The sequence below is a fragment of the Streptococcus sp. V869 genome (assembly GCF_054353515.1).
On sequence record NZ_JBTHHW010000001.1, the window covers coordinates 828,014 to 848,961 of the forward strand.

The 20,948-nt window shown below is 40.0% G+C and carries 23 protein-coding genes; 1 reads left to right on the forward strand and 22 read right to left on the reverse strand.

Annotation, left to right across the window (positions count from 1 at the left end; all coding sequences use genetic code 11):
* Positions 1 to 45: 45 nt before the first annotated feature.
* The 12 genes from ACXYSN_RS04055 to cdaA form a co-directional block, all read right to left on the reverse strand.
* Complete coding sequence (locus ACXYSN_RS04055; RefSeq protein WP_458636247.1) at positions 46 to 720, reverse strand: DnaD domain-containing protein; 675 nt, start codon at positions 718 to 720, stop codon at positions 46 to 48.
* An 8-nt stretch (positions 721 to 728) separates the two neighbouring features.
* Positions 729 to 1,673 (reverse strand): homoserine O-acetyltransferase MetA, encoded by a 945-nt coding sequence (metA, locus tag ACXYSN_RS04060; protein ID WP_458636248.1) that lies wholly within the window; start codon positions 1,671 to 1,673, stop codon positions 729 to 731.
* A 191-nt stretch (positions 1,674 to 1,864) separates the two neighbouring features.
* The gene (locus ACXYSN_RS04065) at positions 1,865 to 2,377 is read right to left on the reverse strand and encodes an adenine phosphoribosyltransferase (protein ID WP_001049312.1); all 513 of its coding nucleotides are present in this window, start codon (positions 2,375 to 2,377) and stop codon (positions 1,865 to 1,867) included.
* A 126-nt stretch (positions 2,378 to 2,503) separates the two neighbouring features.
* The gene (locus ACXYSN_RS04070; protein ID WP_016466653.1) at positions 2,504 to 3,097 is read right to left on the reverse strand and encodes a hypothetical protein; all 594 of its coding nucleotides are present in this window, start codon (positions 3,095 to 3,097) and stop codon (positions 2,504 to 2,506) included.
* Positions 3,097 to 4,965 (reverse strand): ABC-F family ATP-binding cassette domain-containing protein, encoded by a 1,869-nt coding sequence (locus tag ACXYSN_RS04075; RefSeq protein ID WP_458636249.1) that lies wholly within the window; start codon positions 4,963 to 4,965, stop codon positions 3,097 to 3,099. The genes ACXYSN_RS04070 and ACXYSN_RS04075 overlap by 1 nt, the downstream gene beginning before the upstream one ends.
* Positions 4,962 to 6,161, reverse strand: coding sequence for a CCA tRNA nucleotidyltransferase (locus tag ACXYSN_RS04080; RefSeq protein ID WP_458636250.1), 1,200 nt, complete (start codon positions 6,159 to 6,161; stop codon positions 4,962 to 4,964). The genes ACXYSN_RS04075 and ACXYSN_RS04080 overlap by 4 nt, the downstream gene beginning before the upstream one ends.
* Entirely contained in the window at positions 6,158 to 6,925 is a 768-nt protein-coding gene (gene dapB, locus ACXYSN_RS04085; RefSeq protein ID WP_458636251.1) for a 4-hydroxy-tetrahydrodipicolinate reductase, read from the reverse strand. The genes ACXYSN_RS04080 and dapB overlap by 4 nt, the downstream gene beginning before the upstream one ends.
* A gap of 262 nt (positions 6,926 to 7,187) precedes the next feature.
* A complete protein-coding gene (locus tag ACXYSN_RS04090; RefSeq protein ID WP_458636252.1) occupies positions 7,188 to 8,036 on the reverse strand; it encodes a DegV family protein in 849 nt (282 codons plus the stop codon).
* Positions 8,037 to 8,039: 3 nt separating this feature from the next.
* Positions 8,040 to 8,414 (reverse strand): DUF1149 family protein, encoded by a 375-nt coding sequence (locus ACXYSN_RS04095; protein ID WP_235083894.1) that lies wholly within the window; start codon positions 8,412 to 8,414, stop codon positions 8,040 to 8,042.
* Between the two features lie 66 nt (positions 8,415 to 8,480).
* Positions 8,481 to 9,830 carry a phosphoglucosamine mutase gene (gene glmM / locus ACXYSN_RS04100; RefSeq protein WP_458636253.1) on the reverse strand — a complete coding sequence of 450 codons (1,350 nt, stop codon included), beginning with the start codon at positions 9,828 to 9,830 and terminating at the stop codon, positions 8,481 to 8,483.
* Positions 9,831 to 9,862: 32 nt separating this feature from the next.
* Entirely contained in the window at positions 9,863 to 10,642 is a 780-nt protein-coding gene (locus ACXYSN_RS04105; RefSeq protein ID WP_458636254.1) for a CdaR family protein, read from the reverse strand.
* Positions 10,629 to 11,486, reverse strand: a complete 858-nt coding sequence (gene cdaA, locus ACXYSN_RS04110) for a diadenylate cyclase CdaA (protein WP_458636255.1) — start codon at positions 11,484 to 11,486, stop codon at positions 10,629 to 10,631. Before cdaA ends, ACXYSN_RS04105 begins: the two co-directional genes overlap by 14 nt.
* 134 nt (positions 11,487 to 11,620) lie before the next feature.
* On the opposite strand from cdaA, the gene ACXYSN_RS04115 reads away from it, so the two are divergent.
* A complete protein-coding gene (locus tag ACXYSN_RS04115; protein ID WP_006154695.1) occupies positions 11,621 to 12,589 on the forward strand; it encodes an NAD(P)/FAD-dependent oxidoreductase in 969 nt (322 codons plus the stop codon).
* A gap of 31 nt (positions 12,590 to 12,620) precedes the next feature.
* Here ACXYSN_RS04115 and whiA read toward each other — a convergent pair whose 3' ends face one another.
* The 10 genes from whiA to ACXYSN_RS04165 all read right to left on the reverse strand — a co-directional run bounded on the left by whiA (position 12,621) and on the right by ACXYSN_RS04165 (position 20,947).
* On the reverse strand, positions 12,621 to 13,532 hold the full coding sequence (gene whiA, locus ACXYSN_RS04120; RefSeq protein ID WP_006150403.1) for a DNA-binding protein WhiA: 912 nt from the start codon (positions 13,530 to 13,532) through the stop codon (positions 12,621 to 12,623).
* Positions 13,529 to 14,506, reverse strand: coding sequence for a YvcK family protein (locus tag ACXYSN_RS04125; RefSeq protein WP_458636256.1), 978 nt, complete (start codon positions 14,504 to 14,506; stop codon positions 13,529 to 13,531). Before ACXYSN_RS04125 ends, whiA begins: the two co-directional genes overlap by 4 nt.
* Positions 14,503 to 15,393 carry an RNase adapter RapZ gene (rapZ, locus tag ACXYSN_RS04130; protein WP_458636257.1) on the reverse strand — a complete coding sequence of 297 codons (891 nt, stop codon included), beginning with the start codon at positions 15,391 to 15,393 and terminating at the stop codon, positions 14,503 to 14,505. Before rapZ ends, ACXYSN_RS04125 begins: the two co-directional genes overlap by 4 nt.
* A 51-nt stretch (positions 15,394 to 15,444) precedes the next feature.
* Positions 15,445 to 15,825 carry a RidA family protein gene (locus ACXYSN_RS04135; RefSeq protein WP_001140424.1) on the reverse strand — a complete coding sequence of 127 codons (381 nt, stop codon included), beginning with the start codon at positions 15,823 to 15,825 and terminating at the stop codon, positions 15,445 to 15,447.
* 9 nt (positions 15,826 to 15,834) lie between these two features.
* The gene (yihA, locus tag ACXYSN_RS04140) at positions 15,835 to 16,422 is read right to left on the reverse strand and encodes a ribosome biogenesis GTP-binding protein YihA/YsxC (RefSeq protein ID WP_006150399.1); all 588 of its coding nucleotides are present in this window, start codon (positions 16,420 to 16,422) and stop codon (positions 15,835 to 15,837) included.
* 8 nt (positions 16,423 to 16,430) lie between these two features.
* A complete protein-coding gene (clpX, locus tag ACXYSN_RS04145) occupies positions 16,431 to 17,663 on the reverse strand; it encodes an ATP-dependent Clp protease ATP-binding subunit ClpX (RefSeq protein ID WP_006145154.1) in 1,233 nt (410 codons plus the stop codon).
* Between the two features lie 31 nt (positions 17,664 to 17,694).
* Positions 17,695 to 17,865, reverse strand: a complete 171-nt coding sequence (locus ACXYSN_RS04150) for a hypothetical protein (protein ID WP_000442255.1) — start codon at positions 17,863 to 17,865, stop codon at positions 17,695 to 17,697.
* Entirely contained in the window at positions 17,865 to 18,371 is a 507-nt protein-coding gene (locus ACXYSN_RS04155) for a dihydrofolate reductase (RefSeq protein ID WP_458636258.1), read from the reverse strand. The genes ACXYSN_RS04150 and ACXYSN_RS04155 overlap by 1 nt, the downstream gene beginning before the upstream one ends.
* A 127-nt stretch (positions 18,372 to 18,498) precedes the next feature.
* Positions 18,499 to 19,017 (reverse strand): Dps family protein, encoded by a 519-nt coding sequence (locus ACXYSN_RS04160; protein WP_303943439.1) that lies wholly within the window; start codon positions 19,015 to 19,017, stop codon positions 18,499 to 18,501.
* Between the two features lie 148 nt (positions 19,018 to 19,165).
* A complete protein-coding gene (locus tag ACXYSN_RS04165; RefSeq protein WP_458636259.1) occupies positions 19,166 to 20,947 on the reverse strand; it encodes an ABC transporter ATP-binding protein in 1,782 nt (593 codons plus the stop codon).
* Position 20,948: the final 1 nt, after the last annotated feature.

Below are 20,948 nucleotides of genomic sequence, written 5' to 3' on the forward strand. Positions count from 1 at the left end.
AGCATAAAAAAACTTGCCATTAGGCAAGTTTTTTTATATTAATTATTAGTCTTTCCAAAGATCCATGGCATTTTTAAAGTCAGAAGAAACTTGAACATTTTGAGGATTGGTTGCTTCTCTTTCCTGACGTTTTGCCTCTACCTGGGCTACACTCTTAATACCCTCATGTCGCCAGTTTCGTAGGATTGCTTGGATATATTTCCAGTTTGGTTTTCCATTCAAAACAGCTTCACGTAGAGCTTCTTTTATCAAATCCGCACTCGTCCCATCTTCTTTCAAACTCTTTTCCAAATCTTCGATTTCAAAGGGACTCAAGAGACGACCTAGCTCCTGTTGGAAAGTTTCCACCAAACTCTTCAAGTCATTCTGAGCTGGTTTCACTTGATTTGGAGCTTGTTTTTCAAATAGTTGGTCTAGGCGCTCCAAGGCAAGGGTTGCGTCAAAAATAACTTCAATCTCTCCATTTAGCTCAATTGTACGATATTGGAGTAATCCTTTATCGGTCAATCGTGAAATGGCTTGATTGACTTCAGTGACCTCTTTGCCAATTTTTTCAGCGATTTGACTTGGCGACAACTCACCCAAAGCCGTTGTATTTTGTAGGTAAAAGAATTGCCAAATCAAGAAATCATCGCTTGACGAGAAGAGTTGATTGTAATGTAAGAGCAAGTCACTCGGTAAGACCAAGTTTCCTGATTTGAAAGCATCTAAATATGTCATAATTCCTCTTATAAATATCCAAAATGAGACACATCATCTTCCACACTCTTCCACTCAAACGGTGTTTCTTGGTAAACTGCATAATTTACCCAGTTACTAAAGAAGAGGGCTGCAGATGAACTCCACCTCATACATGGGAGTTCATGAATGTCATCATTTTTGAAATAATTTTCTGGTATATGGGGATCTAAACCAGCATCTAGATCTCTAAAATATTCCTTTGCAAGCGTATCGCGATCATACTCTAAATGCCCAAAGCTATATACTTCTCTCAAATCTCGACTCGCAAGGATAGAGATTCCCACCTCTTTTCCTGATGCTAAAATCTCTAGATTTGTTTTATTCAGGATATCTTCTTTGTGGACTTCTGTATGGCGAGAATGAGGAGATACATATAAATCATCAAATCCTCTCAATAGGAGATGACCTTCTTTCAAAACATCTTGAGGATAAATCCCAGAAAGTTTCTGGTCCATCTGGTATTTATCTACGCCATAGCGATAGTATAGACCCGCCTGTGCCCCCCAACAAATATGCAGGGTTGAAAAAACATGAGCCTTAGACCAATCGATAACCTTAGTAAATTCCTCCCAATAGTCCACTTCTTCAAAAGGGAGATGTTCAACTGGAGCACCTGTAATAATCAAGCCATCAAAATACTGGTCTTGAACTTCTGAGAAGGTCTTATAAAAAGTCTTCATATGCTCAGAACGAGTTGTTTTCGACTGATGACTTTCCATATATAAAAATTCAATATCTAACTGCAAAGGAGTATTGGCTAAATGGCGTAAAAGCTGAGTTTCTGTAACCATTTTCAGTGGCATCAAGTTTAAAATCAGAATTTTCAGTGGTCGAATATCCTGATGAGCCGCCCTCTGGTCATCCATGACGAAAATATTTTCCGTTCGTAAAATCTCAACTGCTGGTAATTTTTTATCAATTCGAATCGGCATAGAAATCTCCTTACTGTATCATATTGGACTCAAGTAAACATGGTATCGTCAACGGGGAAAAATGCTGACGTTTCTCTTTCCCTTTATTATACTGTATGAAGATATAGTTTTCAATTATAGTTTTTCTCTAACTAGATATAGCTTATTTTTATATCAAATGAAGAGAAAACAGCCCTAGGGACTGTTTTTCATTAATAATGCATCAGCACTTTATAGTCGTAATCTCCGATAGCTTCACGACCTTTTAGCTCATCAAGCTCAATCAAGAAGGCACAACCAGCTACGACACCACCTAATTTTTCAATCATTTCGATGGTTGCTTTAACAGTACCACCTGTTGCCAAGAGGTCATCTACGATAAGAACACGTTGGCCTGGTTTGATAGCATCTGCATGCATAGTCAAAGTATCAACCCCATATTCTTTTTCGTAGTCCGCTGAAATGACTTCACGTGGTAATTTTCCAGGTTTGCGCACTGGTGCAAAACCAATTCCCAACTCAAAAGCGACTGGACATCCAACGATAAATCCACGTGCTTCTGGTCCTACGATCATATCGATCTTTTTGTCAGTAGCATATTGAACAATTTCACGAACAGCATAGCTGTAGGCATTTCCGTTAGCCATCAAAGGGCTGATATCACGGAACGTAATGCCTTCTTGTGGGTAATTTTCAATACTTGCAATGTAGTCTTTTAAGTTCATAGCGTTTCTTTCTTTTAAAGTTTTTACTCCCTATTATACCATAATTCCTAGAAAAGCAAAATAGAAAGAGGCCTTGATACTTGGTTCAAGACTTCTCATTTTTTCTTCAATTGTTGCTAGAAGTACTTACTTCTTTTTGCTTTTAGAGTTTTGGTTGCGTTGACGATTTTGTTGGATGCGCCACTCTCGCTCATAGTAGGCCATGGTTTCAAATACTCTACGAGGTAATCCAACATCCAGTAAATAGATTGGGATTTTCAAAACGTTAGAATGTTTTGAACTTGTAAATCTACTTCGAAGACGATACCAGAAAAAGTTGGATTTTAAAAGTTCCTTGTCATAAAACTGAACCTCAATTATATAAAAATCCCTTGCATTTCTACTACCCTTAATTTTCGTGAGAGCAAACTTTTCTACCTGTCCCCAGGAATAAAACTGCCAGTCTTTCTTTGGATATGGTTTATAGGAAAATCCTTGAGCCGTACATTTCAAATACTCTTTATCAGAAAAAAGCCGTCGCAAATGTTGATACAAAATGAAGCCAACGATGATGATTAAGAAACCAATAAAGAGAATTAAAGCCACCAATCCCGCAGGTGCTTCTTCGGGATAGCTCATCAAAAACGAAAAAATCCAAAGTAGAAGAGCCAATTCTAGTAGGTAAAGAATAAGGCTCAAGACGATTTTCTTACTACTCCATTTAATAATTGTTTCTTCCATTATACTAACTCACTTAAATATTCATAGCGTTCATATTTTTCCAGCAAGTCTTCATTTTTCTCGTCTAATTCTTTTTGAAGGGTAGCTAGTTTCCCAAAGTCAGACCCATTTGCTAGCATTTCTTCCTCTATAGAAGAGATGCGGTTTTCCAAGGCTTCGATGTCACCCTCAATACTTGCCCATTCCTGCTTTTCTTGGTAAGTCATCCGTTTCTTCTCTTCACGGACTTTGACGACTTTTTCCTTGTCAGCCTTTTGGATTTGAGTTACTGCTTCTGCTTCAAAGGCCTTTTCATCTAGATAATCTGTATAATGGCCAAAGAAAGGACGGATGGTTCCATCTTCAAAAGCAAGAATCTTAGTTGCTACCTTATCAAGGAAATAGCGATCGTGACTAACTGTCAAGACTGGTCCTGCAAAACCTTGTAAGAAATTTTCTAGAACTGTTAAGGTCGCAATGTCTAGGTCATTTGTTGGTTCATCCAAGAGAAGCACATTGGGTTTTTCAAGGAGTAATTTGAGGAGGTACAGACGCTTCTTCTCTCCACCTGACAGCTTATCAATCAAGGTGCCGTGAGTTGAACGTGGGAAGAGAAATTGTTCTAGTAACTCAGCGATTGAAGTCGTAGTACCACCGCTAGTCTTAACCTCTTCTGCAACTTCCTGCAGGTAATTGATAACCCGCTTGCTTTCATCCAAGCCTTCGATTTGTTGAGAGAAATAAGCGATACGAACCGTTTCACCGATGATAACTTGTCCTTCAGCAGCTTCAAGTCTTCCTGCAATAAGGTTAAGAAGGGTTGATTTCCCAACACCATTGTCCCCGACGATTCCGATACGGTCTTTGGCTTGTACCAAAAGATTAAAATGTTTCAGAATCGGTTTATCGTCATAGGCAAAGGAAACATCCTTAAACTCGATAACTTTTTTACCGATACGGCTAGTTTCAAAATTCATGCTCAAGTCTGTCTCAAGGCTAGTATCTGAAACTTCCTTTTTCAAGTCATGGAATCGATTGATACGAGCTTGTTGCTTGGTTGCACGAGCTTGAGGTTGCCGTCTCATCCAAGCTAATTCTTGTTTGTAAAGTTGTTCCTTTTTGTGAAGAAGAGCTGCATCGCGCTCATCCTGTTCCGCCTTGAGACGAACATAATCTTGGTAATTTCCTTGATATTCTGTCAAACCTGCTCTGTCCAACTCAAAGATTCGCGTAGAAAGAGCATCTAGGAAATAGCGATCATGGGTGATAAATAATACTGTTTTCTTGGAATTTTTCAAGAAGAGGGTTAGCCACTCAATGGTCGCAATATCCAAGTGGTTGGTAGGCTCATCAAGAAGCAAAAGATCATGGTTGCCCAGAAGGACTTGCGCCAACTGAACCCGTCTACGTAACCCTCCAGATAAAGCCCCAACAGGAGTAGATAAGTCCTGAATGCCTAGTTTACTGAGAACCGTCTTGACCTGACTCTCGATTTCCCATGCTTGGAGGGAATCCATCTCCGCCATGACCCGTTCTAAACGAGCCTGCTTGTCCTCACTATAGTTAAGCATGAGCAGTTCATACTCACGTATTAACTGGATTTCCTTCAAATCACTTGATAAGACAGTATCCAAGACAGTCTTGCTGTCATCAAAATCTGGATCCTGAGTCAGGTAGCCAATCTTGTAATCACTCTTTGCTGAAAAAGGGCTAATATTGCCATCAAAACCTGAAACACCTGAAAGCACATCTAGAAGGGTCGTTTTCCCAGTTCCGTTGACCCCAATAAGACCGATGCGATCTAAGTCGTGGATGATAAAAGAAATATCTTTAAAAACGGTCTTGTCACCAACGGATTTACTTAGTTTTTCAACGATAAAATCACTCATTTTTTCTCCCTTAAGTATGCATGAATGGCTTCCACTTCATTATCTAGATTACCATCCACAATAGCGTACTCAATTTCCTCTAAAACATCCCCTAATTCAGGACCTGGATGATAGCCATATTCCTTGATGAGAATGCCACCATTAATTTGCATCTCTTTCTTATCATGAATAGTCAAGCTCTCGTAGGTTTCTGTGATCGCTTGTGGGTTGACTTCCTTCCCTTGAGCTCTGCGAAGATTTTCAGCCTGTAGAAGCAAGTCCAAATCAAAACGGTAACAATCACGTTTACCTAGCTCCCCTTCTTCTCGGAGAGCCAAAATAGACAGCAAATCCTGTACCTGCTTAGCAAATTGGCGTGAAGTCTTCCAATGTTTCAAAAACTTTTGAGCATCTTCCACTTCTAAAACCCATAAAAGTGCTGCCCAAGCTTGCTCAGAAGATTCAAAGGTGAAATTATCTTTTAAGTCAAATAAAGACTGGAGCTTGCCCTGACTACCAGCCATATCTGGAAGATAATCATAAGCTTGACTCTCAATCATAGATGATAAACCTACTTGCCAATAGGGAGCCAGTAAAAGCTTATCAAACTCGACAAAGGTGCGCTCCACAGAGATTTTATCTAAGAGTGGTGTTAAGGTCTTCATCGCTTCAAACGTTTCTTGCTCGAGTTCAAAACCAAGACTAGCTTGGAAACGAAAGCCACGCATGATGCGTAGCGCGTCTTCATTGAAGCGTTCACTAGCTACACCGACAGCTCGCAGGACCTGATTTTCTAAATCTTTGAGACCGTCAAATAAATCGACGATTTCCCCTGTCTCATCCAAGGCAAAGGCATTGACTGTGAAATCTCGGCGTTTGAGATCTTCTTCGAGTGAACGAACAAAAGAAACGGAACTTGGTCTCCGATAGTCTACATAGACATCCTCTGTTCGAAAAGTGGTGACCTCGTACTCTTCATCTCCATCTAAAACCAAAACGGTCCCATGCTCAATACCGATATCAGCTGTGCGTGGAAAAATCTGCTTGGTTTCTTCTGGATAGGATGACGTCGCGATGTCCACATCGTGGATAGGACGATTGAGCAGGGCATCCCTAACGGATCCACCAACAAAATAAGCCTCAAATCCTGCTTCTTTAATTTTTTCTAATACTGGTAAAGCCTTCTGAAATTCAGAAGGCATTTGTGTTAATCTCATAATAAGTGTTCTAATCCATAGACAAGCTCATGACGCTTGACAACTTCCTTGATTCCCAAATTCACCCCTGTCATGAAGGAGCTACGATCATAGGAGTCATGACGCAGAGTCAAACCTTCTCCTTGATTTCCAAAAATGACTTCCTGATGGGCTACCAAACCAGGTAAACGGATCGAATGAATTCGCATACCATCAAAATTAGCTCCACGTGCACCTGCAATGAGTTCTTCCTCATCGCTAGCACCTTGTTGAATAGACTCACGAACTTGAGCCATCAACTCAGCTGTTTTGATAGCTGTCCCGCTCGGCGCATCTTTTTTCTTATCATGGTGAAGTTCAATAATCTCCACATTTGGGAAGTATTTAGCTGCCTGTGCTGCAAATTGCATGAGTAAGACAGCACCCAAAGCAAAGTTAGGAGCAATCAAGCCACCCAAGTCTTTGGAACGAGACAATTCTTTTAATTCTTCGATTTCTTGACTGGTGAAACCTGTCGTTCCTACTACTGGAGCAAAGCCATTTTCAAGAGCAAAACGTGTATTCTCATAAGCGACAGCTGGTGTGGTAAAGTCTACCCAAACATCTGCCTCAAAACCTGCCAAGTCATTCTTATTATTGAAAACAGGAATTCCTTGCCACTCAGATGCAGACTCAAAAGGATCCAAAACGGCTACTAATTCAAGTTCAGGATCAGACAAAACCATCTGACAAGCAGCTTGGCCCATTCTTCCCTTAAAACCTGCGATAATTACTCGAATACTCATCTTTACTCCTATCTAAGATACAAAGCTTGTAAGAACACAAAGTGAAAATAGGAGTTCTGATCAAGGACTTTCTTCTCCTTGGAAGAACTATCTTTTTCACACAGGGTTCCAGGCGTGTTCAATTCTAAGATACAAAGGACGTTAGCTGCCCATGAAAAATAGGGAATGGCGCCGACTTTCCATAAAAGGCAAGACTGGCATCTTTTTTCAAGAGGCAGATAGTCCGTGCTCAATTTTAAGATACCAAGACTGTAAGAACAATCTAGACGATTGGTGTATATGCCAAAGCGATGCTTCCTTCTCCCAGGTGGGTTCCAATGACACTACCAAAGGTTGCAATCTCAACATCTGTAGCTACTCCACTATCTAGCAATAGCTGACGTAAATCGGCTGCTTTTTGAGAGGCATTCCCATGAATTACCATAATCTGGTAGTTTCCGTTACTTGTCACATCTTTGACAATTTCAACCAAACGTTTTGTTGCTTTCTTCTCTGTACGAACCTTCTCATAAACTTCGATAACACCTTGGTCATTAAAATATAGAATTGGTTTAATGCTAAGAAGATTTCCTAAAATGGCTGCGCCGTTTGATAAACGACCACCTTTAACCAAATGATCAAGATCATCTACCATGATAAAGGCAGAAGTATTTTCAATCTGTTCTGTTAACTTAACTAGTATAGACTGGAAGTCATCACCTTGCTCAGACCACTGAAACACACTTTCCACCATGAAACCTAGTGGTGCACTTGTAATTCGAGTATCAGGAAAAGCAATGGTTAGACCTTCAAACTCATCCGTCATATATTGGATATTCTGGTGAAATCCTGAGATTCCAGAAGAAAGGAAGAGACCCAAAACATGAGTATAGCCTTTTTCTTTTAATGATGATAAAATTTCATCCAACTTTGCAATACTTGGTTGACTTGTTTTAGGTAGTTCAGATGAACGAGCCATTTTTTCATAAAATTCTTGAGCGGTTAGATTTACACCTTCAACATACTCCTGTCCGTCGATATTCACAGGAATGTCTAGCACAAATAAATCTTCTTTCCGCAAGATTTCCGCTTGTAGAAAAGCAGATGAGTCTGTTATGACCGCTAATTTCATTCTTTAAAACTCCAAATTAATTCCTGGTAAATCTAGTGCAATTTCCGTCACTTCATAAGTCAAACGGTTTAGCATATCCAAACAAGGACGAGCAAGTGTCTCAACTTCTTCTTGACTAAAGTCACTTGGTTGATCAACGATACGACCTTCAACGTGGTTGACTTGAGAAATAGTACCACTGATAACAAATTTATCAAAGACAATCATAAAGCTCAAAACAACTACGAGAGAAGTCACTTGGTTTTCTTGATCATGTTGAAGTAGTTGAAAGTTGACATCAACCTTTGTTTCAGGAATTCCGTTTTCATTTTCCCATTCAAAATTACGTGCATCAAAGTGATACTGACTAACAAATTCTTGTTCACGTTTTAAATTCATCATATTCTCCATGGTTACAATTTACTTTGACATTGTAACATATTTTCTTATTTTCTGCTAACTTTCCTAAATTCCGATTTCTGCTTTCACAACTTCAGCAATTGTATCCACATAGTAATCTACTTCTTCAGTTGTTGGAGCTTCAGCCATGACACGCAAGAGTGGCTCAGTTCCACTTGGGCGAACGAGAATACGTCCGTTACCTGCCATCTCTTCTTCCATCTTATCGATAATAGCCTTGATAGCTGGTACTTCCATGGCTTTGTCTTTCATGGTGTTTTCCACACGGATATTAACCAATTTTTGTGGGTAAATTGTTACTTCTGAAGCCAATTGAGATAAGCTCTTACCTGTTTCTTGCATGATCTTAGTCAATTGAACTGCTGAAAGTTGACCATCACCAGTTGTATTGTAGTCCATCAAGATAACGTGACCTGACTGTTCTCCACCGAGATTGTAGCCTGATTTTCTCATTTCTTCAACTACATAGCGGTCTCCAACAGCAGTGACAGCTTTATTAATGCCTTCACGATCCAAGGCTTTATGGAAACCAAGGTTGGACATAACTGTTGTTACAATTGTGTTTTGTGCTAATTGGCCTTTTTCAGAGAGATATTTACCGATGATGTACATAATCTTGTCACCATCGACAATTTCTCCATTTTCATCAACCGCAATCAGACGGTCACTGTCGCCATCAAAGGCCAAGCCAATGGCAGATTGACTTTCTTTTACAAGTTCTTGCAAGGCTTCTGGATGAGTCGAACCAACATTCAAGTTAATGTTCAAACCATCTGGAGTTTCTCCAATGACAGTGATTTGAGCACCCAAATCTGCAAAAATTTGACGAGCACTTGTAGAAGCTGCTCCATTTGCAGTATCCAAGGCTACCTTCATCCCTTCAAGAGCTGTTCCAGTTGAAACCAGGTAGGCTTCATACTTTCGTAATCCTTCTGGGTAATCAACAACAGTACCTAATCCTTCAGCACTTGGACGTGGGAGAGTATCTTCACTGGCGTCAAGCAAGGCTTCGATTTCTGCTTCTTTGTCATCGTCAAGTTTAAAGCCGTCACCACCAAAGAATTTAATTCCGTTATCAAGGGCTGGGTTGTGGCTAGCTGAAATCATAACACCTGCACTTGCTCCTTCAGTTTTCACCAAATATGCTACTGCAGGCGTAGCAAGTACACCAAGCTTATAAACGTGAATTCCGACTGAAAGGAGGCCAGCAATCAAAGCTGCTTCTAGCATTTGACCTGAGATACGAGTGTCACGTCCAACAAAAACCTTAGGCGCTTCTGTCGCATGTTGACTGAGGACATATCCTCCGAAGCGACCCAATTTAAAGGCCAATTCTGGCGTTAATTCTACGTTTGCTTCTCCACGGACTCCGTCCGTTCCAAAATATTTACCCATTTTATCATTCCTTTTCTAGTTTAATGTTTATTTTAAGATTCTGACTTCGTTTCTACTGCTGTCGTTGAAGAGTTTTCGGTAGACGAACCATTACTTGTTGAGGTTGTACTACTTGTTGTTCTTACAGCTTTGGTCGTTACTTTCATAGTAGTTTCAAAAGGTGTAATCACTGTTGGTAAGACAGCTCCATTTTTATCAACAGCTTGCAAAGGAACTGATCCAGAATAGTTCCCTGTAATCTGTTCACTCGTTGGTAAAACTGCAACAATCCGATCGATCTTAGATAGTGTATCCGCATCGCTAGTTACTGAAACTTTTTCATCAGAAACAGTCACACGTTCGATTATAATCTTCTCATCAATTTGACTAGAATCAATTTGAGGTACAACAGGTACATTATCTCGAGTAACTTTCTTACCAATCTTGACTGTGATCTTTTGTGGCGTTGCTACAGCTGTCAAACCACTTGGAAGATTTTCAATGGTCAAGGGAACTTCAATCGTTCCTTCTGTAGCCTGGGTCAAATCAGCAGTCACTTTAAATTTACGAGTGCTTTCCTGCATCTCACTAGCCAAGGCCACTCGATTTGAACCCGTTAGAAACACCGTTACTTCTGAGCTGAAACCACTGATGAAATATTGCTCACTATCATACTGAATATCAATCGGTACATTGACTACTGTATTGGTATAGGTTTCAGTTTTAGTTTGTCTTGCGTTGGTATTGTTTTGATAATTGATTGATGTTGCATAGATAAACAGGACACATGCAAAGAGGAGCGAGGAGATGATATAAAGACTATTTCTTTTCATTATTCCACCCTCCTAATAAACGTTCTTTTAAGCTTGGTTCTTGTGAATCCTTAGGAATTAGAATACGACGTAGTTCTTCCTCGAATTCTTCCAAACTTAGATCATGTTTGAAGACTCCATTGTAGGTGATGGATATACCCCCAGTTTCTTCTGATACTACAAAAGTAAGGGCATCTGAAACTTCTGATAAACCAATGGCTGCACGGTGACGAGTTCCGAACTCTTTGGAAATACCTGTGTTTTCAGTCAGTGGTAAATAAGCAGAAGTTACTGCAATCCGATCTCCACTGATAATGACTGCACCGTCATGGAGAGGCGTATTAGGAATAAAGATGTTAATCAATAACTCAGCAGAGATCTTTGCATCCAAAGGAATTCCTGTAACGATATACTCCTGCAAGGTTCTCACACGTTGAACAGCTACCAAAGCTCCAATCTTTCGCGGACTCATATACTCAACCGATTTTACAAAAGCCTGTACCATCTGCTCTTCTGAACTCATAGGAGTATTTGAAAAGAAGTCCGTAGCTCGACCTAATCGTTCCAAACCTGTTCGAATTTCTGGAGAAAAGATAACAACCGCTGCGATAACTCCATAGGTAATCAATTGGTTAATCAACCAGGAAATAGTCGTCAAGCCCAAAAAATTAGCCGCAATCTGAGCTAAGATAAAAACTAAAACACCTCGAACCAGAATCATAATCTTGGTTCCTGCAATTGATTTTGTAAATTGATATAAGATATAAGCAACGATTAGAATATCAATCACATTTATCACAATACTCCAAGGACTGGAAAACAAACTAGACCAGTATTGAAGATTAGATAATTGCTGAAAATTCATCCTGGGACTCCTCTCCATAAAAAAAGCTTCTCTTCATTATACCATTTTCTATGAAAATTTTCTCCCCCTACTTGATTTTAAATTGGTAGAAAATATGATAGAATAAAAAGACAGAAATGAATTAAGGAGAAGCCATGTCTGAACTATATGATATCACCATTGTAGGTGGTGGACCTGTTGGTCTTTTCGCAGCCTTTTACGCTCACCTTCGTCAAGCTAAAGTACAAATCATTGATTCTCTCCCACAACTAGGTGGTCAACCTGCTATCCTTTATCCTGAAAAACAAATTCTCGATGTGCCAGGTTTCCCAAACCTTACAGGGGAAGAATTGACTAACCGTCTCTTGGAACAACTCGAAGGATTCGAGACACCTTTTCACCTCAACGAAACCGTTCTCGAGATTGAAAAAGAAGATGGTGTTTTTAAGATTACAACTACTAAAGGCACTCATACTTCCAAAGCTGTCATTATAGCTATGGGTGGTGGCGCCTTTAAACCTCGTCCACTTGAATTAGAAGGCGTTGAAGGTTATGAAAATATCCACTATCACGTTTCTAACATTCAACAATATGCTGGTCAGAAAGTAACTATTCTGGGTGGTGGAGATTCTGCTGTGGACTGGGCCTTAGCTTTTGAAAAGATTGCCCCTACTACACTTGTTCACCGTAGAGATAACTTCCGTGCCCTTGAACATAGTGTACAAGCCCTAAAAGAATCATCTGTAAGTATCAAAACACCATTTGTGCCAAGTCAACTCCTTGGAGATGGAAAAACTTTAGATAAGCTTGAAATTACAAAAGTCAAATCCGATGAGACTGAAACCATTGAACTCGACCACCTCTTTGTCAACTATGGTTTCAAATCTTCTGTCGGTAATCTTAAAAATTGGGGATTAGAACTGAATCGTCATAAGATTATCGTCAATAGCAAGCAAGAATCAAGTCAAGAAGGAATTTACGCCATCGGTGACTGTTGCTACTACGAAGGTAAGATTGACTTGATTGCGACAGGTCTTGGTGAAGCACCAACTGCTGTCAATAATGCCATTAACTACATTGACCCAGAGCAAAAAGTACAACCAAAACACTCTACTAGTCTATAAGAAAAAACCACGAATCCTTTGATTCGTGGTTTTAAAGTTCATCTGCAATTTTATTTATCTTTCGCAATCTATGATTGACACCACTTTTGGTGAGTGGATTTGTCAAACTGTCAGCCAATTGTTGAATAGAATAGTCTGGATGCTGGATACGCAGATGTGCTACTTCCTGCAAATCGACTGGTAGACTATCTAGACCAACAGTATCCATGATTTTACTGATATTGTTAATGGTTTTCATGCTTGCAGAAACCGTACGTGCAATATTAGCTGTCTCTGCATTATTAGCACGATTGAGATCATTTCGAGTTTCTCGGAGAATCTTGACCCCTTCAAAAGTATCACGCGCCTGCATGGCTCCCACCAAAATCAGGAAATCCATTATATCTTCTGCTCTTTGGAGATAGGTTACTGCTCCCTTTTTTCGTTCGATAACCTTAGCATCTAACAAGAACTGCTGCAATAGCGAAGCAATCCCTTGCGCATGGTCCACATAGACGGAACTAATTTCTAACTGATACTTTCCTGACTCAGGATCCCGAATACTCCCATTTGCCAAAAAGGCTCCACAAAGGTAAGCACGTCCAGCTTCCTCATCTCCTAAAATATCTGGATCAATCCCAGTTTCTAGACCAAAGAAAGAATCAGCCAAACGCAAATCCGCTAAAAGTTCTTGAACTCGCTCATCAGTAAACACGGTATAAACACGATTTTTCCGAAGATTACTTCTCTGATGATGACGAATCTCCGACTTAATACCATAGAAGTGCAGGAAAGATTCATAGAGGTGACGAGCTAACTTAGCGTTTTCTGTAATGACGGATAATGTCAAACCAGAGCTAGATAAACCTACACTACCAGACATCTTGATAATAGCTGATAACTCATAGCGACTCAGATGGTGCTGACCTAGGATTTCTTCTTTTACTGCTACTGTGAAACTCATTTTCTCACCTGTATAATTCGCATCAACTCGTCCACGATTAGATCTCCATCATGGAAGGCTCCACCATTTTCCAAACGTAGGAAGTTTGATGAAATGACACGAGGTACTTGTTTGCGCAAACCATCAAAATCATGCTCAACCTGCACCAAATATTCATCAAAACGGTTGGTATCCATATAATCTCTCGGAACCTTTTCAATATTAACAAGAACGGTATCGATAAATGGACGGCCCAAATGACGATGTAAGACTTCTACGTGATCACTATCTGAGAAATGTTCTGTCTCTCCTCGCTGGGTCATGATGTTGCAGACATAGGCAATTTCTGCCTTGGTCTCAAGAAGTGCCTGTCCAATCTCCTCAATGACAATATTGGGCAAAATCGATGTAAAGAGGGAACCTGGTCCCAAAACAATCATATCACTCTCGAGAATGGTATTGACTACTCTGCGACTTGCCTGTGGTTTTTCATCATCCAGAGTATTGGTAACATAGACATGGTCAATCATACCTGGATGATCTGCAATGTGACTTTCCCCAGCAACTTCTGATCCATCTTTAAAGACAGCATGGAGCGTCAAAGGATGGTCACTTGATGGGAAAATCTTCCCTGTAGTATGGAAGAATTTACTCAGCAATTGCATGGCATTATAGGTCGAACCCTGCATTTCAGATAATCCAGCTATGATAATGTTTCCTAATGGATGACCAGCAAAAGCACCTGCATCCTCAGAAAAACGGTATTGAAAGACCTTTTCATAGAATTTTGGCATATCTGACATGGCCACAAGGACATTACGTAAATCTCCTGGAGGTGTCAACTGTTGAATGTTTTTACGAAGCTCTCCTGAAGAACCTCCATCATCAGCAACGGTTACAATGGCTGCAATTTCGACATCCTTTTCCCGTAAACTATTTAAAATAACAGGGATTCCGGTTCCTCCACCGATCACCGTAATTTTGGGTTTTCTCATGAACGGTTTACCGTTTCCTTTCTTCGGTCTTTATCACGATGACTTTCATTTACAGACCAACTTTTAGATAGGTCATTTGCTAAACGCTTGGCAAAAGCAACACTTCTATGCTGTCCACCAGTACAACCAATCGCAATCGTTAAGACAGATTTGCCTTCTTTTTTATAGCCTGGTAGGATTGGTTCAACCAAGGCTAACAAATGACGGTAGAAATCTTCAGATTCTTCATGATTCATCACATAGTCATAAACTGCCTGGTCTTCACCTGTCTGATTACGAAGTTCTGGCAGATAGTAAGGGTTTGGTAAAAAGCGAACATCAAATACCAAATCAGCATCAATTGGAATTCCGTATTTAAACCCGAAAGACATGACCTCGATACGGAAGGACTGCGTTTGTTCTTGGTCTGAAAATTGCTCTGCAATAGTCTTACGAAGTTCACGAGGAGTTAACTCTGTTGTGTCAACCACATTTTGGCTCATATTTTTTAATGGAGCCAAGAGTTCGCGTTCCAACTTGATACCGTCCAAGATACGACCATCTGCTGCTAGAGGGTGACTTCTTCTAGTTTCCTTATAGCGTGCCACCAATTCCTTATCTGCCGCATCCAAAAAGAGGATCTTGAAGTCCAAATCATCTTGGTTTTCCAACTCATCCAAGACAGCCTGAATCTCTGAAAAGAAAGAACGACTACGCATATCAACCACTAAAGCTAACTTGTGGTCATCATCCTTGGTCTCGACCAACTGCAAAAACTTTGGCAAGAGAGCAGGCGGCATATTATCAATGGTAAAATATCCTAAATCTTCAAAGGACTGAATGGCTACCGTTTTCCCTGCACCACTCATCCCTGTCACAATCACCAGGTGAAGTTGTTTCTTTGTCATCATAGTCTCCTTATATCAAAAGAAGTTTGGAAGAACCAAACTTCTACTAGCTTATCCAATCTCTGCGATGACTTCAATTTCGACTTTTACATCGCGAGGAAGACGAGCTACTTCCACAGCTGAACGAGCTGGAAATTCCTTGTTAAAGGCTGTTTGGTATACCTCATTAAAAGGTACAAAGTCGTTCATATCACTCAAGAAACAAGTTGTTTTAACAACATGGTCAAAATCTGTACCTGCTTCTGCTAAAATAGCTCCAATGTTTTTCAAGACTTGTTCTGTCTGTTCTTGGATTGTTTCTCCTACGATTTCTCCAGTTTCAGGAGATAGAGGTACTTGACCGCTAGCGAACAAAAGGTTGCCAACGATTTTTCCTTGAACGTAAGGTCCGATTGCTTTTGGAGCTTTATCTGTATGAATTGTTTTTGCCATATGTATTCCTCATAATTTTTCTAAAATAGCATCCCAAGCTTGATCCATTCCTGCTTTTGTTACGGATGAAAAGAGGATAAAATCATCACTTGGATCAAAGTTTAATTTCTTTTTAATAGCTGATTCGTGCTTATTCCATTTCCCACGCGGAATCTTGTCTGCCTTGGTCGCCACAATGATGACAGGAATTTCGTAATATTTAAGGAATTCGTACATCTGCACATCATCTGCCGTCGGATCATGACGAAGGTCAACGAGACTAACAACCGCTCGAAGATTTTCTCGAGTAGTCAAGTACTCCTCAATCATACGACCCCATTTTTCACGTTCCTTTTTGGAAACACGGGCATAACCATAACCAGGCACATCCACAAAACGCATCTTGTCATCAATATTAAAGAAATTGAGTAGTTGTGTTTTTCCTGGTTTTCCAGAAGTACGAGCTAGATTCTTACGATTGAGCATGGTGTTGATAAAGCTTGATTTCCCCACATTTGAGCGACCTGCCAGAGCAATCTCAGGAAGTTCATCCTCTGGATAGTGGGACTTGTTGGCTGCACTCAGCAAAATCTCAGCATTGTGTGTATTGATTTCCATAGTCACCTCTAGGCTGTCTCTAGAATTGGCTTAGCCGTTCCGTCAACTGCTTCTTTTGTGATACGAACAGTTTTCACATTTTCTTGACTTGGAACCTCAAACATAACATCTAGCATGGTTTCTTCGATAATTGAGCGAAGACCACGCGCACCCGTTTTACGTTCGATGGCTTTGTTTGCAATTTCTTGGAGAGCTTCGTCGTCAAATTCAAGCTCCACATCATCATAAGAAAGCAAGGTCTGGTATTGTTTAACCAAAGCATTTCTTGGTTCCTTCAAGATGCGAACCAAATCATCTACAGTCAACTGCTCCAAGGCTGCAAAGACAGGCAAGCGTCCAATCAACTCAGGAATAATACCGAATTTTTGAATATCTTCTGCGATGATTTCTTGCATGTAAGAACTATTTTCGTCAATAGCCTTGTTGTTTTGTCCGAAACCAATCACTTTTTCACCCAGACGCTGTTTGACAATCTCTTCGATGCCATCGAAGGCACCACCCACGATAAAGAGGATATTTTTTGTATCCACTTGAATCATTTCTTGTTGTGGATGTTTGCGTCCACCTTGAGGTGGTACGCTGGCTACAGTTCCTTCGATAATTTTGAGGAGGGCTTGTTGTACCCCTTCACCAGAAACATCACGTGTGATAGACACGTTCTCGCTCTTCTTGGCAATTTTGTCAATCTCATCTACATAGATTATTCCACGTTCTGCACGTTCGATGTTAAAGTCAGCTGCCTGCAAGAGTTTGAGGAGAATATTTTCCACGTCCTCACCAACATAACCAGCCTCAGTAAGAGCTGTTGCATCTGCAATGGCAAAAGGTACATTCAAACTTCTAGCAAGTGTTTGAGCAAGGAAAGTCTTCCCTGAACCAGTTGGGCCAATCATCAAAATATTTGATTTTTGCAAATCCACATCTTCTGACTCTTCACGAGTATCATGGAAATTGATACGTTTGTAGTGGTTATATACAGCCACTGCCAAAGCACGTTTAGCACGATCTTGACCAATCACATAGTGGTTCAAGATGTTTAAGAGTTCGATTGGTTTTGGTACTTCAGACAAGTCTGCTAGGACTTCCTCTGCCAACTCCTCACGAATGATTTCTTGGGCCAACTCCACACACTCATTACAGATAAAAGCGTTGTTCCCAGCGATTATTTTTTTAACTTCTTCTTGGCTTTTGCCACAAAATGAGCAATAAACCATCATATCATTTTTCCTATTTGTAGGCATGATTCCCTTCCGTTCTAATTATTCATTCTCTCTAAAATAAGGTCATATAAAAAGCATGAATGCTATTTACCAAGTTTGTAAAGGCATTAAGCCAAAGTAGAGTAGCAAGTCCAAAGCGCTTTTTACGAAAAGCGTGTGTTCCAGCTACTAGACAGACAGCACACAAAAGAGCTGTAAAAAATCCAAAAATACTGCGCTCCATTAGACTTCCTTTCTCTTTCTATATTCGATGGTAAAATCATAGGCATTTTTTTCATCTTTGCTATAAGATTTACTTGTAACGGTCTCAAAAGCAGTCAAGTCAAAATCTTCTGGGAAATAGGTATCCCCTTCAACTTGAGCATGAATTTGTGTCACAATAATCTCATCCAGATAGGTTTCAAAAAGCTGAAAAATCTGCTTGCCACCAAGGATGTACAGATTTTTATCCTGATGATGATACCAGTCTAAAACATCCTCAACATTTTGGAAAACCTGAGCCCCATCGATTGTTTCTTCGGGATTCCGCGTCAGAATCAAGGTTTCACGCCCTGGAAGTAAACGTCGTCCCATTCCATCAAAGGTTACACGACCCATTAAGATGGCATGATTCAAGGTTGTTTCTTTAAAATGTTTTAACTCTGCTGGCAAATGCCAAGGAAGACGGTCATCTTTTCCGATTACACCCTTTTCATCTTGAGCCCAAATGGCTACAATTTTCTTTGTCATGCTTTCATCCTTTTCATTGATAGTTCTATTTTATCAAAAATCTTGAAAAAAGACTGTTTTGGAATGCCCTCCGAAATAGAAAAAATCCGTAGAAAGTTTCTACGGATTTTTGACAAAATAGAGTATCTTACAAACCAGGTGCTTGTCCTAATTCTGCTGCAAGCATCCAGACAGTTTTTTCAAGGTCTGCCTTAGCACCAACGAAGATATCATTGGTTACATCATCACCTTCTTCATCAGTAACATCCAATGCTTTTTGGAACAGATTGATGAGGTAACGATAAATTTCAAGGACACGTTCCAAGCTTTCTTCTACGTTACGGAACTCTCCAACACCTTCTTCGATTTCACTGTGTTGAAGGAATTCTGTCAAAGTAGAGTAAGGTTTACCACCGAGTGTAATCAAGCGTTCGCTGATTTCATCTAGGTAACCATCAAGGCTATCCATGTATTCATCCATCTTAGGATGCCATACCATAAAACCACGTCCACGCATGTACCAGTGTACTTGATGTAGAGCAATATGGGCTACATACAAATCTGCTACTGCTTGATTCAAAACTTCCTTTGTATTTACTAGCGCTTCTGCCGCTGGTTTAGATAATGTTGCTACATCTTTTAATGCATCTTTTTTCAATTCTACCATTTTTCTCACCTCATAATATTATTTTTGCAACCATATTTATTGATTACTATCTCAGTATACTACACCTAGTAGACAAAAGCAAGAAAATTAACCCATATTAAAAAAGTTGTAATAGACTGATAATTTAAGAAAATGAGCAGATATCTTTTTAGTTATTTTCAGTATCTTTCCGAGAGAATTGGCTTTGATAAAGGTCATAATAAAATCCTTTTGCAGCCAAGAGGCTTTCATGATTTCCCTGTTCAATTATCTGTCCATCTTTAAGTACCAAAATCTTATCAGCTTCCTGAATTGTCGAAAGACGGTGAGCAATGACAAAGCTTGTTCTTCCCTTCATCAAACGCTTCATGGCCTTTTGAATCAAGAGTTCTAAACGGGTGTCAACTGATGATGTCGCTTCATCAAGGATTAGAATTTTTGGATTGGCTAAGAGGGCACGCGCAATGGTTAAAAGCTGTTTCTGACCAAGAGAAATATTACTTGACTCTTGGTTCATCTCCATGTTATAGCCCCCAGGAAGAGTGCGGATAAAGTGGTCTACATTGGCAGCCTTAGCTGCTTCAACGATTTCCTCATCTGTTGCTTCAAGGTTCCCAAATCGAAGATTTTCCTTGATACTGCCTTCATAGAGCCAGGCATCCTGTAAGACCATACCAAACTGGCGACGATAGTCCTGACGAGACAGGTCACGAATATCTTGACCGTCCACTAAAATAGCTCCAGCAGTTACATCATAAAAACGCATGAGAAGGTTAATTAAGGTTGTTTTACCTGCCCCAGTAGGTCCAACGATAGCTACCATCTCTCCTGGTTCAACATCCAGATTGAAATTGCGAATCAATGGTTTGTTTTCTACATATTGGAAATCAACATTCTTGAAGCTAACCTGTCCTGTTAATGGTGGCAGTTCTTTTACTTTAGCAGTTTGAACTTCTTCCTGTTCATCCAAAACTTCAAAGACACGGTCAAGCGAAGATTTAGCACTTTGCATTTGTCCCGCTAATTGAGTAATATTTTGGATTGGTTGACTGACCTGCCACACATACTGAACGAAAGCTTGCATATTACCAATCGTTAAGCGTCCTGCAATAACCTGCAATCCTCCTAGGACAGCGACTATCAAATAAGTTAAGTCAGATACAATGTGTAAGGCAGGCATCATCAAACCTGAAATGAAGCTAGCCTTGAATCCAATTTGTTGCAATTCATCCGTAATCTTTTCAAATCCCTCTTGAGATTTCTCTTCACGTCCGAAAAGTTTAAGAACATTGAAACCAGTCAAGCTTTCCTGTACAAATCCATTCATTTGTCCCAGAATAGCTGCTTGCTGTTTAAAGTATGGTTGGGAGCGATTTAGAATGGTTTTAGCCCCAAAGTAAGTCACTGGAATCGACAAGATGACAACAATAGCCAACTGAAGATTTAGATAGAGGACCATTCCCATAACAAAAAGAATGGTAAAGACTGCATTGACAATCTGTAGGAAGGATTGTTGAAGAGCGTTTGAAACAGTTTCAACATCACTGGTAAAACGACCTAACAAATCTCCAAACTGGTGTTTGTCAAAGTAGGACACAGAGATGCGATTGATTTTTTCGCTCATTTCATTTCGCAAATCCTGTATCATGGACTGCACCGCATTGGTCATAAAGTAGTTTGAATAATATGACCCCAACTCATAGAGAAGACCACGCAAGAGATAGATAACCAGAATCATTGCGATATAAGGGGTATTAATACCTGCTCCTGCAACACCATTTGCCATGGCAAGGAGGTTGCTGGTTAACTCAGTGATAGCAAGCCCCAATACGAATGGCTCGATAACACTCATAATGACGCTGACTATTTTCAAGAAGACTGCAAAGAAAACAGAAAAACGGTAGGCTTTCAAATAGCTCCATAGACGAGCTAGACTAGATTGTTGTTTCATC